This window comes from Acidovorax sacchari, assembly GCF_042847045.1.
Taxonomy (GTDB): Bacteria; Pseudomonadota; Gammaproteobacteria; order Burkholderiales; family Burkholderiaceae_C; genus Paracidovorax; species Paracidovorax sacchari.
On sequence record NZ_AP035783.1, the window covers coordinates 1,800,560 to 1,816,350 of the forward strand.

The following is a 15,791-nucleotide window of genomic DNA, read 5'->3' on the forward strand; positions in this document are numbered from 1 at the left end:
GGGACTGGCGCGTCCTGTAGGACGGAATCTGTTTCGCCGGCTCCGCACCGGCGGGACGGCCATGGCCGGGTTACAACCGGGTGCCAACGCCGCCGCAGCCCTCGCGGCGCGGCGCCCGACACCCTCTCCGGAGAACAACCATGGCCTTCCGATCCATCGTCATCCTGCTCATCGTCGCGGCCATCGCCGTGCTCGCCGCGCTCAACTGGACCACCCTGGCAACGCCCTCGGCGATTTCGCTCGGGTTCACCTCGTTCCAGGCGCCGCTCGGCCTGCTGATGCTGGGGCTTACCGTGCTGCTGGGCGTTTTCTTCATCGCCTACGTGCTGTCCCTGCAGGGCTCCGTGCTCCTGGAGACCCGCCGCCATGCCAAGGAGCTCCAGGCCCAGCGCGAGCTGGCCGACCGGGCCGAGGCATCGCGCTTCACCGAACTGCGGGCCTTCCTGGAATCGCAGCACCAGCAGGGCCAGGCCGCGCTGCTGGCCCGCATCGACGTGCTGGAGTCGCATGTCGCGGCCCGGGTGCAGGAGTCCGACAACGCCACGGCGGCGTATGTCGGCCAGCTCGAAGACCAGTTGCGCACGCGCCGCGATCCGGTGCTGTGACGCGGGTGGGGCGCCATGCGCCCCATGGAAAAAAAGCCGCCCAGGCAGTGCCGGGCGGCTTTTTGCATGCAGGGGTGGGACGGTGGCTGCCTGCCGGCGCCAGCCGCTGCCGCGGCGCTTGCCTGCTTACTTGAGCGACAGCACCCAGGCCGCCAGCTTCTTCGCATCGGCCTCGTTCACCTGGGAGTTGGCCGGCATGGGCACCGGGCCCCACACGCCGGAGCCGCCCTTCATGATCTTGGCGGCCAGCTTGTCCACGGCATCCTTCTGGCCGGCGTACTTGGCCGCCACGTCCTTGTAGGAAGGGCCCACGAGCTTCTTGTCCACGGCATGGCAGGCCATGCAGTTCTTGGCCGTGGCCAGGGCCTGGTCGGCCAGGGCCGGCGTGGCAGCGGAGAACGCCAGCAGGAGGAGGGGGAGCGTGCGCTTCATGGCGGGGCTTTCGTGTGGGTTAGTATGCGGCTCAATGAAATTGTAGTGGGCGGGGTTGACGTGCCGTGGCGCTCTTTCCGCCACCTGCCCGCACCATGCCGGAGTTGCCACCATCATGTATACCCTGGGCCTCGGAATCCTGCTGGTCGTGCTCAAGTACCTGGAGATCGGTCCGGTCGCCCAGTGGAGCTGGTGGTGGGTGCTGTCGCCGTTCGCCGTCACCGCGGCCTGGTGGGCCTGGGCGGATGCCACGGGCTATACCAAGCGCCGTGCCATGGAGAAGATCGACCGGCGCCGCCAGGACCGCATCGACCGTCACAAGGAAGCCATGGGCGTGAAGCCGCGCAGGCCCCGGTGAAGGTCCCGGCCGGTTCCGGGGGCCTGCTGCCGGGGCCGCGATAGGCATGCCGCCCGGCGGGGGAAGGCACTGGAGGATAATTCCGCGTCGCCGAGCGACCGCCCCCTCCAACCGATTTCCCCGATCCACGATGCCCGCATACCGTTCCAAGACCTCCACCGCCGGACGCAACATGGCCGGTGCCCGCTCCCTGTGGCGCGCCACCGGCATGAAGGACGAAGACTTCAGCAAGCCGATCATCGCGGTGGTGAACTCGTTCACCCAGTTCGTGCCCGGCCACGTCCACCTGAAGGACCTGGGCCAGCTCGTGGCCCGCGAGATCGAGGCAGCCGGTGGTGTCGCCAAGGAGTTCAACACCATCGCGGTCGATGACGGCATCGCCATGGGCCACGACGGCATGCTGTATTCGCTGCCCAGCCGCGACATCATCGCGGACTCGGTCGAGTACATGGTCAACGCGCACTGCGCCGATGCCATGGTCTGCATCTCCAACTGCGACAAGATCACGCCCGGCATGCTGATGGCCGCGATGCGGCTGAACATCCCCGTGGTGTTCGTCTCCGGCGGCCCCATGGAGGCCGGCAAGACGCGGCTGGCCAACCCCGTCACCAAGACCATCGAGTTCAAGAAGCTCGACCTGGTGGATGCGATGGTCATTGCCGCCGACGACAAGTATTCCGACGCCGACGTGGCCGAGGTGGAGCGTTCCGCCTGCCCCACCTGCGGTTCGTGCTCGGGCATGTTCACCGCCAACTCCATGAACTGCCTGACCGAGGCGCTGGGCCTGTCCCTGCCCGGCAACGGCACCGTGGTGGCCACGCACGCCGACCGCGAGCAGCTCTTCAAGCGCGCTGGCCGCCGCATCGTGGAACTGGCCCGCCAGTACTACGAGCAGGACGACGAGCGGGTTCTGCCGCGCTCGGTCGGCTTCAAGGCCTTCGAGAACGCGATGACGCTGGACATCGCGATGGGCGGCTCCACCAACACCATCCTGCACCTGCTGGCGATCGCCCAGGAAGCCGGCATCGACTTCACCATGGCCGACATCGACCGCCTGTCGCGCGTGGTGCCGCAGCTGTGCAAGGTGGCGCCCAACACCAACAAGTACCACATCGAGGACGTGCACCGCGCCGGGGGCATCATGGCCATCCTGGGCGAACTGGACCGCGCGGGCCGCCTGCACACCGATGCGCCCACCGTGCACGCCCCCACGCTGGGCGATGCGCTGGCGCAGTGGGACATCACCCGCACGCAGGACGAGGCCGTGCGCCATTTCTACATGGCGGGCCCGGCCGGCATCCCGACGCAGGTGGCGTTCAGCCAGAACACGCGCTGGCCCAGCCTCGACCTGGACCGCGCCGAGGGCTGCATCCGCTCCGTCGAGCACGCCTTCTCGAAGGAAGGGGGCCTGGCCGTGCTGCGCGGCAACATCGCGCTGGATGGCTGCGTGGTCAAGACGGCCGGCGTGGACGAATCCATCCACGTGTTCGAGGGCACGGCCCACGTGACCGAATCGCAGGACGAAGCGGTGGAGAACATCCTGGCCGACAAGGTCAAGGCCGGCGACATCGTCATCGTGCGCTACGAGGGCCCCAAGGGCGGCCCCGGCATGCAGGAAATGCTCTACCCGACCAGCTACATCAAGTCCAAGGGCCTGGGCAAGGCCTGCGCGCTGCTGACCGACGGGCGCTTCTCGGGCGGCACCTCCGGCCTGTCGATCGGCCACTGCTCGCCCGAGGCGGCGGCCGGCGGCGCGATCGGCCTGGTGCAGAACGGCGACCGCATCCGCATCGACATCCCCAACCGCACGATCGACGTGCTGGTCTCCGACGAGGAACTGGCACGCCGCCGCGCCGAGCAGGATGCCAGGGGCTGGAAGCCCGCGAAGCCGCGCCCGCGCAAGGTGTCGGCGGCGCTCAAGGCCTATGCCAAGCTGGTGATGTCGGCCGACAAGGGCGCGGTGCGCGACCTGTCGCTGCTGGACGACTGACCGCGCCGGGCTGCCTGCCGCATGGCAGGCAGTCGCTGCCGGGACAAAAAAAGGCCGCACCGGCGACGGTGCGGCCTTGTTCCATGGGGCAGCGCGCTGCGGGCGCAGCCGGTCAGGGCGTGCCGGGGGCGGTCTGCGACTGCAGGTAGTTCTGCAGGCCCACGCGTTCGATCAGGCCCAGTTGCTTCTCGAGCCAGTAGGCGTGGTCTTCTTCCGTGTCCTTGAGCTGCGCCAGGAGGATGTCGCGGCTCACGTAGTCGCGCACGCCCTCGCACAGGTGCACGCCCGTCTGCAGGGCGGCGCGCACCTCGTATTCGGTGTCGAGATCCTTGCGCAGCATCTCGGGCACCGTGGTTCCGGGCGTGAATTCGCGGGGGCGCATGTCGGGCAGGCCACCGAGGAACAGGATGCGGCGCAGCAGCGCGTCGGCATGCTGGGTTTCTTCCTCCATCTCGTGGTTCAGGCGCTCGTAGAGCTTCACGAAGCCCTGGTCCTCGTAGATCCGCGAATGGATGAAGTATTGGTCGCGCGCGGCCAGTTCGCCGCGCAGCAGATCCTTGAAATAGTCGATGACCTGTGGGTTGCCCTGCATGGTGTGCCCTTTTTCCTTGTTTTTGTGAGGCAGGTAGTATCGCGCCGTTGCGTGACTTTGTCGCATAAAGCCCCCGCCGCGGCGGTTTGCATGCGTACGGGGATCAGAATCGTTCGCGTTGGATGGTTTTGTGCATCAGTTGCGTGCAGCTACCTGTCCTTCCGACTTGCATGCGGTGTTTCGTCCCTGCCGCGGTCCTGGGCGATGCCGGTTAGCTGTATTCGCTTCCCCTGACGTGCGTTCGTCTGCTCGCAGTCGACGGTTCTGCGATGGGTGCATGCTGGCGGCTTTGCCAATTATTCGTGCACGCACGTGTTTCACATGCCGAAGATTCATCAATCCAATGCATCCACCAGCTCCCATTATTCCCGCGACCTGTTGGGGAACTTCGATCAGGAGCCCGTCGTCAAGTTGCACAAGGCGGTTCTTCCGCAGACTCTGGGGCTTTCATCTTTCAGTTCAAAAAAGGTTTCTGTCAAATCAGGCACCTTGGAGAATCTGAAAATTGCGGAAGAGGTGGTAATGAAAACAAAATACCTGCTACCCCACGGTGCAGGTAACCAGAAAACGGACATCAGCTATACGCAAGGAGAGTCGTGGGCTCGGCAATCCATGCTCAGGGATAATGAGTTCTGCCAGGATCCTATCCAGCACGCACGTGAAGCGGCTCGCTATGGGGCCGGAAATTGCGCAGAACATGCCAACGTGGCATACACGGTGTTGGCGTCAAAGCAGTTGAACGCGCCGCTCATGCGGGTAAGCGATAGCCAGCAAGATCATGCCTACGTCTTGGTGGGAGATCCCCGCGATCCCCGTTGGGGCGAGAAAGACACCGTAGTCGTCGATGGCTGGGTTACCCATCCTTCCGCACTTACCCTCGGACAATCCAGGGACCTTGCACCCAGCATGCCGCCGATCAGGCAGCGGCCGCCCGGAAGCGCTCCAGATCCTGACGCGATAGCTGCTTTCAAGAATGTCGAAACCATTCCCCTCCCCGCGGTCAATCAATACCTGGAATCACGAGCCGCTCCCCCGGTGGGTCAGGGGCTGATGGATTATATTAATCAGTATCAAAATACTGACAGATTTTTCCATGAGCAGACATTTGCACGTGATCCCAGCACGCGCTATTCCAGCTCCGCCTTTTCTGCAAGTTCGACGGACAGGATACTCCAGCGGACAGTGGAGGGGGAGAGCGCCGCGTATGTCGCATGGCAGAACAACGGCTTCAGGTGGTAGGGGGCCCGCTTGCGTGCAAGGCGGCCTTGCATCCGCGGGGGGACTGGTTCTCGGGGAAACCCGCGTAACCATCCCTTGAGTGGCATCGAGCCCTTTTGACGGGCCCCATTTCCGGGCAGGCCCCTGGTACCGCGTCCGATTCCTCCAGGTCCTCGGTGGTGGCGGGCACAATACCGCCCACCATGCTCATGTACCCGCATATCGATCCCATCGCCCTGCAGATCGGGCCGCTCGCCATCCACTGGTACGGCCTGACCTACCTGGCCGCGTTCGGCCTCTTCATGTTCCTGGGCACGCGCCGGCTGCGGCACGAGCCGTACGCCTCGTTCACCGGCGCGCAGGCCTGGACCCGCAAGGACGTGGAGGACATCCTCTTCCTGGGGGTGCTGGGCGTGGTGGCCGGCGGGCGGCTGGGCTACTGCCTGTTCTACAAGCCGGGCTACTACCTGTCGCACCCGCTGGAGATCTTCTACATCTGGCAGGGCGGCATGAGCTTCCACGGTGGGCTGCTGGGGGTGATCGCATCGATGGTGTGGTTCGCCCGCTCGCGCCACCGGCCCTGGCTGCAGGTGGCGGATTTCGTGGCGCCCTGCGTGCCGACGGGCCTCGCGGCCGGGCGCGTGGGCAACTTCATCAATGGCGAACTCTGGGGACGGTTCTGCGATCCGTCGCTGCCCTGGGGCATGGTGTTCCCGCAGAGCGGCTCGATGCTGCCGCGCCATCCTTCGCAGGTGTACCAGTTCCTGCTGGAAGGACTGCTGCTGTTCGTGCTGCTGTGGCTGTATGCGCGGCGCGAGCGCCGGCAGGGCGAGGTGGCGGCGGCGTTCCTGGTGGGATATGGGTGCTTCCGCTTCATCGCGGAGTATTTCCGTGAGCCGGACGCGTTCCTGGGCATCCTGTCGCTGGGCATGAGCATGGGCCAGTGGCTCTGCGTGCCGATGATCGTCGCCGGGGCGTTGCTCTGGGCGTGGGCGCGTCGGCAGCCGGCGCGCGTGGCGCCGGCACACTGAGGGATTCCGGGCCGGCCCGGCGCAGCCTGGACCTGGAGGCGGGCGCTCAGGCCACGGGCCGCAGACCGGTGCGGATCCACAGCACGGCGCAGGCCAGTGCCAGCAGGGGCAGGGCGGCCAGGTTGATGGCCGTCCAGCCGATGCCGGCCAGCAGGACGCCCGAGCCGAAGGACATGACCACTGCCGTGGCGCCGTTGCACAGCTCCATCAGCGCCTGCGCCGCGCCGCGTTCTTCCGGCGCATGGCTTTCCGCCAGCAGCGTGGTGCCGGCGATCACCATGAGGTTCCAGCCCAGGCCCAGCAGCAGCGAGCTGGCGAAGAAGTGCGCCATCTCCAGGCCCGACAGGGCCGTGCAGGCGCTGGCGGCCAGTATGGCGGCACCGGCGGCCGCCACGCGGCGCGCGCCGAAGCGGTCCACCATCGGGCCGGCGAAGAAGGCCGGCAGGAACATGCCGATCACGTGCCACTGGATCACGGTCGCCGCCGACGCGGTGGAAAAGCCGCAGCGGTCCATGGCCAGCGGCGTGGCGTTCATCACCAGGATCATCAGGCCATGGCCGATGGCCGTCATCAGCACGGCGGCACGCAGGGCCGGCCGTGCCAGCAGCAGGCGCAAGGTGCCCGGCGCGGGCCGGGGTGCCGCCACCGCGCCGCCGGGCAGCCGCGAGACGGTGGCCACGCCCAGTGCCGCCAGCCCGGCGATCACCAGATAGGCCCCCGCGAACGGCGTGGCCAGCGCGTCGCGCGACCACACCGCCAGAGGCGGTGCCAGCACCGCCGCGCAGACGCCGCCGCCCACCACCCAGGCTGCGGCGCGGCCCCGGCGCTGCGGCTCCACGGCCTCCAGAGCCGCGTGGCGGTAAAAGCCCGATGACGCCTGGTACACGCCGATGCCCGCCGCGCCCAGGCACAGCAGCGCGAAGCTGCTCTGCCGCAGCGCCAGCGCGCAGAGCAGTCCGCCCGCCATGCCGAGCGCCGCGCCCAGCATCAACGCCCGCCGCCGCCCATGGCGCTGCATGGCGGCCGACAGCGGTATCACCGCCACCAGATTGCCCAGCACCAGCAGGGCCAGCGGCAGCGTGGCGAGCGCCTTCCACGGAGCCAGGTGCAGCCCGGCCAGCGAGGTCAGCGTGATGCCGATGATGGAGCACGACCAGTAGAGCGCCTGCGCGGAAAACAGCAGGCGGAGGGTGGGATGGCGCAGAAGAAACATGGGGCGGTGTGGAAAGGGAGTGGATCGATGGGCGCGCGGCGGGGTCAGCCGGCATCGGCGGCGCCTGCCGGCCCGAAGCGCTGCGCGAAAGCCTGCGGGCTGACCGAGAGATGGCGATGGAAGGCGCGCCGCAGGGTCTCCGGGTGCTGGAAGCCGCAGAGGCGGGCGACCGTCGTCACCGAGGCCTGCCCGTGCGAGAGCAGGGCCGAGGCGGTTTCCACCCGCACCCGTTCGACATAGCGTGCCGGCGTGGTGCCCAGCTCGCGCTGGAACACCCGGGTGAGCGTGCGCGGGGCCATGCACGAGCGCACCGCCAGTGCTTCCAGCGACAGGTCTTCGCCCAGGTGGCCGGGAATCCATTCCAGCAGAGGCGTGAGGCGGGGCGTGTGCTCCGCATCGGGCGCCACCAGGCGGCTGAACTGCGCCTGCCCGCCCGGCCGGCGCAGGTAGATCACCAGGCGCCGCGCCACGGCCAGCGCCAGGGTGCGGCCCAGGTCATGTTCCACCAGTGCCAGCGCCAGGTCGATGCCCGAGCTCACCCCCGCCGAGGTGAAGACGTGGGCGTCGCCGTGCACGCCGGCCGGGTCATAGGTGTGCAGCCGGTCGCCCTGCAGATCGATGCCGGGATGGCGTGCTCGGAATTCGGCCACGCGTTCCCAGTGCGTGGTGGCGGGGCGGCCGTCCAGCAGGCCGGCCTGCGCCAGCAGCAGCGCGCCGGAGCACACCGAGCCGAGTCGTGCCACCACCGGCTCCGCCTGCTGCAGCCAGCCCAGCAGGGCGGCGTTGTCCAGCTGGCTGGCCACGCCCTGGCCCCCGGGCACGATCAGCGTGTGAATGCCGGCCAGCGGTTCGCCGGCATAGGCGGCCTGCGCCACCGTCTCGAAGCCGGCCGAACAGGCCACCGGCCCGGGTGCCTCGGCCAGCAGGCGCAGCACATAGAGCGGCGCGCGCCCCTGGCGGACCAGCTCCTCGTTGGCGGAGGACATGACCTGCAGGGGACCGACCACGTCCAGGCTCATGAAGCCGGGGTAGATCAGGCAGGCGAACGTGATGGGCGAGCGGAGCATGCGGGAAGTGTCGTTGGCGCTGTCTCTGGCCGCAATGACAACGGTCCCACCTTTCCGGCCACATTTTTTTTTTTTTTTTTCAGCGCCAGTCGGCTGCCACGCCTGGATGGATTTTTTGAGGCCAGGCGGGCCGATCGGACGATCCAGCCATTGACCTGGATCTGTAATTATGAAAAATTACGTGAAATGACGGATGGGCGTCGCCCTCCGATCCCTCCGTCATGCCACCTGAGGAATGCCATGCCCCCTGCGCTCGCCATCGTCCGGTCCCAGGTCCCCTCGCTGCACGAGGAGGTGGCAGAGCGGCTGCGCGAGCAGATTTTCGCGGGCGCGCTGCCGCCGGGCAGCCTGCTCGACGAGGTGGCGCTGTGCGAGCGGCTGGCCATCTCGCGCACGCCGCTGCGCGAAGCGCTGAAGGTGCTGGTGGCCGAGGGCCTGCTGCGCCATGAGCCCCGGCGGGGCTGCTTCGTGGCCGAGGTGACGGAGCGGGACCTCGACGAGATCTTCCCCGTGATCGCGCTGCTGGAGGGCCGCGCCGCGCACGAGGCGACGCTGCGCGCCGGCATGGCCGACGTGGCTGCGCTGGAGGTGCTGCACGACCGGCTGCAGGAACACGCTGCTGCCGGCCGCATTGCCGAGTACTACGCGGCCAACCATGCGATCCACGAAGCCTTCATCGTGCTGGCCGACAACCGCTGGCTGGCCCAGGTGATCGGCGACCTGCGCAAGATCCTGCGCCTCGCGCGGCTGCAGCAATTGCACGCGCCCGGCCGCCTGCAGCAGAGCCTGGCGGAGCACCTTGCGGTGTTCGCCGCGCTGCGGCGCGGAGACGCCGAGGCCGCCGAGCAGGCCATGCGCAACCATCTTCTCGCGCAGCGCGTGGCGCTGCGCGACATTGCCCGCCACCATCACTCCAGGATCGCCCCATGAATGCCGCTTCCGAATGGATCACGCGCAGTGTCGCCCGCCTGCGCACCGAAGCCCCGCTCGCCGACGTCGATGCCGCGGGTGCGGCAGGAGGTGGCCGACCGCCCGCCCCTGCTGCCGCTTCCCCTGCCGCTCCGGCTCCTGCACCGGCCAAGCCACCGCCGCCGCGTTCCACGTCGGAGCGCCTGGCGGCGACGCTGCGGCGCGGGCAGGAGGCCCTGTCCCCGCGCGCGCTGCGCCGGCTGCTGGCCGACCTGCAGGCGGTCGCGGCGCCACAGGCCAGCGAGGTGGAGGGCGGCCGGCAGGCCGAGGCCGTGGCTGCCTGGTATGCAGAGGCCAAGCCCGAAGAGCGCCGCGACATGTGGCTGCTGATGTGCGAGCAGTTCGCGCCCGATGCAACCCGCTTCAAGACGGCACAGAAGCGCTATGAGGCCGCCGCCGGCACGGAGGACGAGGCGCATGCTGAAGTGCACCTGCGCCGCGCGCTGGTCTCGCCGCGCACGCGGCTGCTGCAGCGCTTCGCGGTATTCCCGCAGGGCATGCGCTTCCTCGTGGACCTGCGCGCGGAACTGCTGCCCCAGCTCAAGGGCGACAAGCGGCTGCTGCCGCTGGACGCGGAACTGGAGCAGCTGTTTTCCACGTGGTTCGACGTGGCCTTCCTGGAGTTGCAGCGCCTGTCGTGGGATTCGCCGGCATCGCTGCTGGAGAAGCTCATCAAATACGAGGCCGTGCACGACATCCGCAGCTGGGCGGACCTGAAGAACCGTCTGGACAGCGACCGCCGCTGCTACGGTTTCTTCCATCCGCGCCTGCCGAACGAGCCGCTCATCTTCGTGGAGGTGGCGCTGGTCAACGAAATATCGGACAGCATCACTCCGCTGCTGGACGAAGACGGCGCGGCGGTGGACATCGCGCGCGCCAATACCGCGATCTTCTATTCGATCAGCAACACGCAGACGGGCCTGCGCGGCGTGAGCTTCGGCGATTCGCTCATCAAGCACGTGGTGGAGACGCTGTCGGCCGAGTTCCCGCGGCTGCGCACGTTCGCCACGCTCTCGCCGATTCCGGGTTTCCGCGCATGGTTCGGCAAGCACTGCGCGGGCATGCTCGAAGCCCTGGACGACAAGCGCCGCGCCGAACTGGGCCGTGCCATCGGCGCAGAGGCTCCGCAGGCCGCACAGGTGATCGCCGCAGCCGAGAAGGCGCTGGAGCTGCCCGTGAAGTCGCCGCTGCGGCAGTGGCTGCTGCAATGCGCGGCCCGCTACCTGGGTCGCGAGTTGCAGGACGGCCGGCCCGTGGATGCGGTGGCGCGGTTCCACCTCGGCAACGGCGCGCGCGTGGAGCGGCTCAACTGGGCGGGGGACCCGTCTTCCAAGGGACAGAAGCAGTCTTTCGGCCTCATGGTGAACTATCTCTACGACCTCAAGCGCATCGACAAGCACCGGGCGCTCCTGGCCCAGGGCCGGGTGCCGGTGTCGGGAGACATCGACAGCCTGGCCCGCGGATGAGCCCTCCGGCCGGCCATGCCGGCCCCCGGTTTCGGATATCGGATCGACGAATCACCACAACGACGACAGGAGACAAGACCGATGCCAGTGAATCCTTTCCATGCGCCCGCTGCGGCGCTGCCGCGGCGCGCCGTGCTGCGCGGGGCCGCCGCGACGGGCCTCGCGCTCGCAGCCGGCCATGCCTTCGCGAACGACCCCTGGCCGGCCAAGCCGGTCACGCTGGTGGTGCCATTCCCGGCCGGCGGCGGCACCGACGCGTTCGCCCGGCCGCTGGCGGCGCAGTTTTCCAAGTCCACCGGCAAGACGCTGGTCATCGACAACCGCGGCGGTGCCGGCGGCACGGTGGGCGCGAGCTATGCGTCCAAGGCCGTGCCGGACGGCTACACGCTGTTCATGGGCGGGACGCACCACGTGATCGCTCCGTCGATGTATCCGCGGCTGGACTACGACATCGAGAAGGATTTCATCCCGCTGGCGCTGCTGGCCAACGTGCCGCAGGTGCTGGTGGTGAACCCGCGCAACGTGCCGTTCACGGCGTTCCCGGCCTTCCTCGACCATGTGCGGCGCAACCCGGCCAAGCTCAACTACGCATCGGCGGGATCGGGGACCTCCCATCACCTCGCGGGGGAGCTTTTCAAGCTGCAGTCGAACACGTTCATCACGCACATTCCCTATCGCGGCGCGGGGCCGGCGCTGCAGGACCTGATCGGCGGCAACGTGGACATGATGTTCGACGGACTGGGTTCTTCCGCGGCGCACATCAAGGGCGGGCGCATCCGTGCGCTGATGGTGTCGGGCAAGCAGCGCAACCCGGCCTTTCCGGACGTGCCGTGCGCGGCCGAGGTGGGCCTGCCCGACTACACAGTGACCACGTGGTACGGCCTCTGGGCGCCGAAGGGCACGCCGGCGGACCTGCAGGCGCGCATCGTGGAGGAGGTGCGGCGCATCGGCGCGGCCGACGAGATCAAGGCCGTGTGGGCGAAGAATGGCGCCGACTACGGCGGGCTCACGCAGACGCAGTTCGGTGCCATGGTGGGGACGGAGGTGAAGCGCTGGGCGCAGGTGGTGAAGGCTTCCGGGGCGAAATTGGAGTGAACCCCCCTGAGGCGCTGCGCGCGGAAGGGGGGACGACGCCGGTGGCCCGGCGGAGCCGGTTCCACGGCGTCTGCTGGCTTGGCCTGCTCCGCGGCCTCTTGAACGGAGGCATCGCGCGGGTTCCGGGATTTGTGGGCTTGGCGATGGTCGGGTGAACAGATGAACTTTTGTTGAACAGGGGGCCGTGGAATGGCAGGTGGTGAGGTCGGGGTGGTCTGGCCGCAAGAGGGTGCGCCGGATGGGCGTGGCATCGTGCGTGTCACGTTGCGGCATCCGGGGCGGCTCAATGCCATGTCGCGGGCGATGTGGCGGCAGTTGCGGGAGGTGTTCGAGGGCATCCAGGCCCGCGAGGATGCGCGCTGCGTGCTGATCGAGGGGGAGGGCGATGCCTTCTGCGCGGGCGGCGATATTTCCGAATACCCGGCGTTCCGGTTCGATCCCGGGAGCCTGCGCGACTTCCATGAACGCGAGGTGTGGGGCGGGCTGTCGGCGATGCTGGCGTGCGACGTGCCGATCGTCGCCGCGATCCGTGGTGCCTGCATGGGCGCGGGGGTGGAGATCGCGGCCTGCTGCGACGTGCGGTTCGCCGCGGAATCCGCGCGCTTCGGTGCGCCGATCGCACGGCTGGGGTTTCCGATGGCGCCGCGCGAGGCCGCGCTGGTGGCGCAGGCCGTGGGCGATGCGCTGGCCCGCCGCATGCTGCTGGAGGCCGCCACGGTCGGGGCCGGGCCGCTGGCCGCGCAGGGTTTCCTGGCGGCCGTGGTGGCGGACGACGGACTGGCCGCGCAGGCGTGGGCGAGCGTGGAGCGCATCGCGGCGCTCGCGCCCCGGGCGGCTCGGCTCAACAAGCAGACGCTGCGTGCGTGCCGGCAGGGCGGGGGCGGTGGGCCGCAGGCCTTGTCCGACCCGTATGCCTACGCGGCCGGCGCGGAGCACCGCGAGGGCATCGCGGCCTTCCTCGAGAAGCGGCCACCGCAATTCTGAGAGAAGCGCCAGCCATGCTGCCCATCGCTACTGCACTCCACCGCCCTCCGGCATCCCTCCGTTCCCGTTGTCTTTCCTGATTCCTTTTCGTCGATCATTGCCAACCATGTCTTCCCAACCGCTCGCATCGCCTTCCCGCACGCCGGACTCCGCACCGTCCGCCGGCCACCAGAACCTCTACAGCGCCCTGCGCGCCGCCTTCCCGGCGGACCTGGACGGCATCGCCGTCGAGGCCACGTCGCCCGAGGGGCTGCCCCTGCACTACAGCTGGGCGGACCTGGAGCAGGCCAGCGCCCGCATCGCCAATCTGCTCGCATCGCTGAAGCTGCCCGAGGGCAGCCGCATCGCGGTGCAGGTGGAGAAGTCGGTCGAGGCCATGCTGCTGTACCTCGCGACGCTGCGCGCGGGTTTCGTGTTCCTGCCGCTGAACACCGCCTACCAGAGCGCGGAGATCGAATACTTCATCGGCAATGCCGAGCCGGCGGTGGTGGTCTGCACGCCGGCGAATTTCGGCTGGGTCTCCAAGCTGGCCTTCACGGCCGGCACGGCGCATGTGTTCACGCTCGGCGACGACCGCACGGGCACGCTGCTGGAGCGCGCGACGCACCATTCCAGCGTCCACGAGCCGGTGGCACGTTCGGCGGATGACCTCGCCGCCATCCTCTACACCAGCGGCACCACGGGCCGCAGCAAGGGCGCGATGCTCACGCACGGCAACCTGCTGTCGAACGCATTGGTGCTCAAGGACTACTGGGGCTGGCAGCCCGGCGACGTGCTGATCCACGCGCTGCCGATCTTCCACGTGCACGGCCTGTTCGTGGCGATCCACGGGGCGCTCATCAACGGCAGCCCGATGGTCTGGTTCGCGAAGTTCGACCCGAAGGCGGTGATCGCCGCGATGCCGCGCGCCACCGTGTTCATGGGCGTGCCCACGCTCTACGTGCGGTTGCTGGCCGAGCCCGCGCTGAACCGCGAGAGCACGGCCCGCATGCGCCTGTTCGTGGCCGGCTCCGCGCCGCTGCTGATCGAGACGTTCAAGGAGTGGCAGGACCGCACGGGCCACACCATCCTGGAGCGCTATGGCATGAGCGAGACCATCATGCTCACCAGCAATCCGTACGCGGCCGACGCGCGCCACGGCGGGCAGGAGGAGCGCCGCGGCGGCACCGTGGGCTTCCCGCTGCCGGGCGTGGGCCTGCGCGTGGTGGACGACGCGGGCCAGCCGGTGGCCACCGACGACATCGGCCATATCCAGGTGCAGGGGCCCAACGTGTTCCAGGGCTACTGGCGCATGCCGGAGAAGACGAAGGAGGAGTTCGCCGTCGACGGGCAGGGCGGCCGCTGGTTCAAGACGGGCGACGTGGGCAAGATCGATGCGCGGGGCTACGTCCACATCGTGGGGCGCAGCAAGGACCTCATCATCTCCGGCGGCTACAACGTCTATCCGGCCGAGATCGAGGGCTTCATCAACGAGATGCCCGGCGTGGCCGAGAGCGCGCTGGTGGGGGTGCCGCACCCGGACTTCGGCGAGGTGGGCGTGGCGGTGGTGATCCCCAAGGCCGGTGCGCAACTCGATGGCGAGGCGATCATCGCGGCGCTCAAGGCGCGCCTGGCGAACTTCAAGATTCCCAAGCGCTGCTTCGTCACCGAAGAGCTGCCACGCAACACCATGGGCAAGGTGCAGAAGAATTTGCTGCGTGAGCAGTACAAGCGGCTGTTCAACTGAATGCCGGACGGCCCGGGACCGGGCGCATGGCATCATGCCGGGCGAGAGCCTTGCCATCGCCCACGCGTCCGGGCCCGTTTTCGATGCCATGAAGATTTCCGAGCTTCTTTCCCTGGTGCGCCTGCGACACAGCATGCGCCTGCGGCCCTGTCCCGTTTGTGGCTCTGGCGCGTCGCGTGAACTCCTGCGCTATGACCGGTATCTCCTGCCCGGCCGCATCCGCGAATGCGAGGGCTGCGGAATGATCTACTACGGCAACATGCTGCCGCCGCAAGAGCTCGAGGCTTTCTACGTGTCGCTGTACGGTGCCTTGATGGGCTTCGAAGCGTCCGAGCGCCAGGTTGCCGTCTATCGCGACGAGGCGCGTTTTCGCGTGCAACTGATGTCCGGCCACCTGGGCCCGCTGGACGATGTGCTGGAAATAGGCTCGGGCTACGGCTATTTCCTCGATGCATGCCGGGAGGCAGGAGCGACGCGCCTGCGGGGCATCGAACCGTCCGCCGCCGGAACCCGCCATGCCTCTTGCGTGCTGGGCCTCCAGGACGTGGTGGTCCACGCCCCGCTCCTCGGTGCGGGCAATCCGCCGTTCGTTCCCCGCGTCGTGGCGCTGTTCCATGTGCTGGAGCATCTCGCCGATCCCGGGGCCGCCCTGGCACTGCTTTCGAGCTGGTTGCCCGATGGCGGCCACCTCGTCGTCGAGGTACCGGACACCGCGGGCGACTGGTCGTCGCTGGGCATCGCCAACTTCCATCTTTCCCATGCGAGCTACTTTCGCGAGGAGACGCTGGCGGCGCTGTTGCGCCGGCACGGGTTCCGCCCCGGCCGCGTCGATCGCGAGGCCTGCGGAATCTACCCCGGCAATCTGCGCGTTTTCGCGGTCCGCGACAGCGCGGTCGCCGCGGCCGGACCGGAGGCGCCTCCGCCCTCGCTGGCAGGCCACGTGGCGCGGCTGGCCCGGCACTGGTCGCTGAAGAACGGTTACCCGCGCATGGCGGCGCGCCTGGCGCGGTCGCTGGCGCGGCGCTGAAGATCGGGCCTTCGGCCC

15 protein-coding genes are annotated in these 15,791 nt (G+C 68.5%); 11 read left to right on the top strand and 4 right to left on the bottom strand.

All coding sequences use genetic code 11. The features are described 5' to 3' along the window. Positions 1–140: 140 nt before the first annotated feature. Positions 141–605, top strand: coding sequence for a LapA family protein (locus ACGHC0_RS08090; protein WP_368354734.1), 465 nt, complete (start codon positions 141–143; stop codon positions 603–605). A 126-nt stretch (positions 606–731) separates the two neighbouring features. Here ACGHC0_RS08090 and ACGHC0_RS08095 read toward each other — a convergent pair whose 3' ends face one another. After that, positions 732–1,037 (bottom strand): c-type cytochrome, encoded by a 306-nt coding sequence (locus tag ACGHC0_RS08095; RefSeq protein ID WP_013593984.1) that lies wholly within the window; start codon positions 1,035–1,037, stop codon positions 732–734. A 115-nt stretch (positions 1,038–1,152) separates the two neighbouring features. Between ACGHC0_RS08095 and ACGHC0_RS08100 the strand changes: the two genes are divergently transcribed. Both ACGHC0_RS08100 and ilvD read left to right on the top strand, forming a co-directional pair. Then, entirely contained in the window at positions 1,153–1,395 is a 243-nt protein-coding gene (locus tag ACGHC0_RS08100; protein WP_368354735.1) for a TIGR04438 family Trp-rich protein, read from the top strand. A 130-nt stretch (positions 1,396–1,525) separates the two neighbouring features. Continuing rightward, a complete protein-coding gene (gene ilvD / locus ACGHC0_RS08105) occupies positions 1,526–3,385 on the top strand; it encodes a dihydroxy-acid dehydratase (protein ID WP_288536647.1) in 1,860 nt (619 codons plus the stop codon). A 112-nt stretch (positions 3,386–3,497) separates the two neighbouring features. Here ilvD and bfr read toward each other — a convergent pair whose 3' ends face one another. Continuing rightward, complete coding sequence (gene bfr, locus ACGHC0_RS08110) at positions 3,498–3,977, bottom strand: bacterioferritin (protein ID WP_368354736.1); 480 nt, start codon at positions 3,975–3,977, stop codon at positions 3,498–3,500. 321 nt (positions 3,978–4,298) lie between these two features. Here bfr and ACGHC0_RS08115 point away from each other — a divergent pair, with 321 nt between their 5' ends. Together ACGHC0_RS08115 and lgt are read left to right on the top strand one after the other, a co-directional pair. Next, a complete protein-coding gene (locus ACGHC0_RS08115; RefSeq protein ID WP_415267891.1) occupies positions 4,299–5,216 on the top strand; it encodes a type III effector in 918 nt (305 codons plus the stop codon). Between the two features lie 182 nt (positions 5,217–5,398). Next, positions 5,399–6,226: a prolipoprotein diacylglyceryl transferase gene (gene lgt, locus ACGHC0_RS08120; RefSeq protein WP_415267892.1), complete on the top strand. Its 828-nt coding sequence runs from the start codon at positions 5,399–5,401 to the stop codon at positions 6,224–6,226. Positions 6,227–6,272: 46 nt separating this feature from the next. On the opposite strand, the gene ACGHC0_RS08125 is transcribed toward lgt, so the two are convergent. After that, positions 6,273–7,439: an MFS transporter gene (locus ACGHC0_RS08125; RefSeq protein ID WP_415267893.1), complete on the bottom strand. Its 1,167-nt coding sequence runs from the start codon at positions 7,437–7,439 to the stop codon at positions 6,273–6,275. A 44-nt stretch (positions 7,440–7,483) separates the two neighbouring features. Further along, on the bottom strand, positions 7,484–8,506 hold the full coding sequence (locus ACGHC0_RS08130; RefSeq protein WP_415267894.1) for a GlxA family transcriptional regulator: 1,023 nt from the start codon (positions 8,504–8,506) through the stop codon (positions 7,484–7,486). Positions 8,507–8,746: 240 nt separating this feature from the next. Here ACGHC0_RS08130 and ACGHC0_RS08135 point away from each other — a divergent pair, with 240 nt between their 5' ends. From ACGHC0_RS08135 to ACGHC0_RS08160, 6 genes are all read left to right on the top strand, one after another. Then, positions 8,747–9,436: a GntR family transcriptional regulator gene (locus ACGHC0_RS08135; RefSeq protein WP_415267895.1), complete on the top strand. Its 690-nt coding sequence runs from the start codon at positions 8,747–8,749 to the stop codon at positions 9,434–9,436. Beyond that, entirely contained in the window at positions 9,433–10,941 is a 1,509-nt protein-coding gene (locus ACGHC0_RS08140; protein WP_368354742.1) for a malonyl-CoA decarboxylase, read from the top strand. The genes ACGHC0_RS08135 and ACGHC0_RS08140 overlap by 4 nt, the downstream gene beginning before the upstream one ends. A gap of 81 nt (positions 10,942–11,022) precedes the next feature. Then, the gene (locus tag ACGHC0_RS08145; protein ID WP_415267896.1) at positions 11,023–12,036 is read left to right on the top strand and encodes a Bug family tripartite tricarboxylate transporter substrate binding protein; all 1,014 of its coding nucleotides are present in this window, start codon (positions 11,023–11,025) and stop codon (positions 12,034–12,036) included. 189 nt (positions 12,037–12,225) lie between these two features. Beyond that, on the top strand, positions 12,226–13,020 hold the full coding sequence (locus ACGHC0_RS08150; protein ID WP_415267897.1) for an enoyl-CoA hydratase/isomerase family protein: 795 nt from the start codon (positions 12,226–12,228) through the stop codon (positions 13,018–13,020). A 106-nt stretch (positions 13,021–13,126) separates the two neighbouring features. Further along, on the top strand, positions 13,127–14,746 hold the full coding sequence (locus ACGHC0_RS08155; protein WP_415267898.1) for a malonate--CoA ligase: 1,620 nt from the start codon (positions 13,127–13,129) through the stop codon (positions 14,744–14,746). Between the two features lie 34 nt (positions 14,747–14,780). Next, the gene (locus ACGHC0_RS08160) at positions 14,781–15,773 is read left to right on the top strand and encodes a class I SAM-dependent methyltransferase (protein WP_415267899.1); all 993 of its coding nucleotides are present in this window, start codon (positions 14,781–14,783) and stop codon (positions 15,771–15,773) included. The last annotated feature ends 18 nt before the right edge of the window (positions 15,774–15,791 follow it).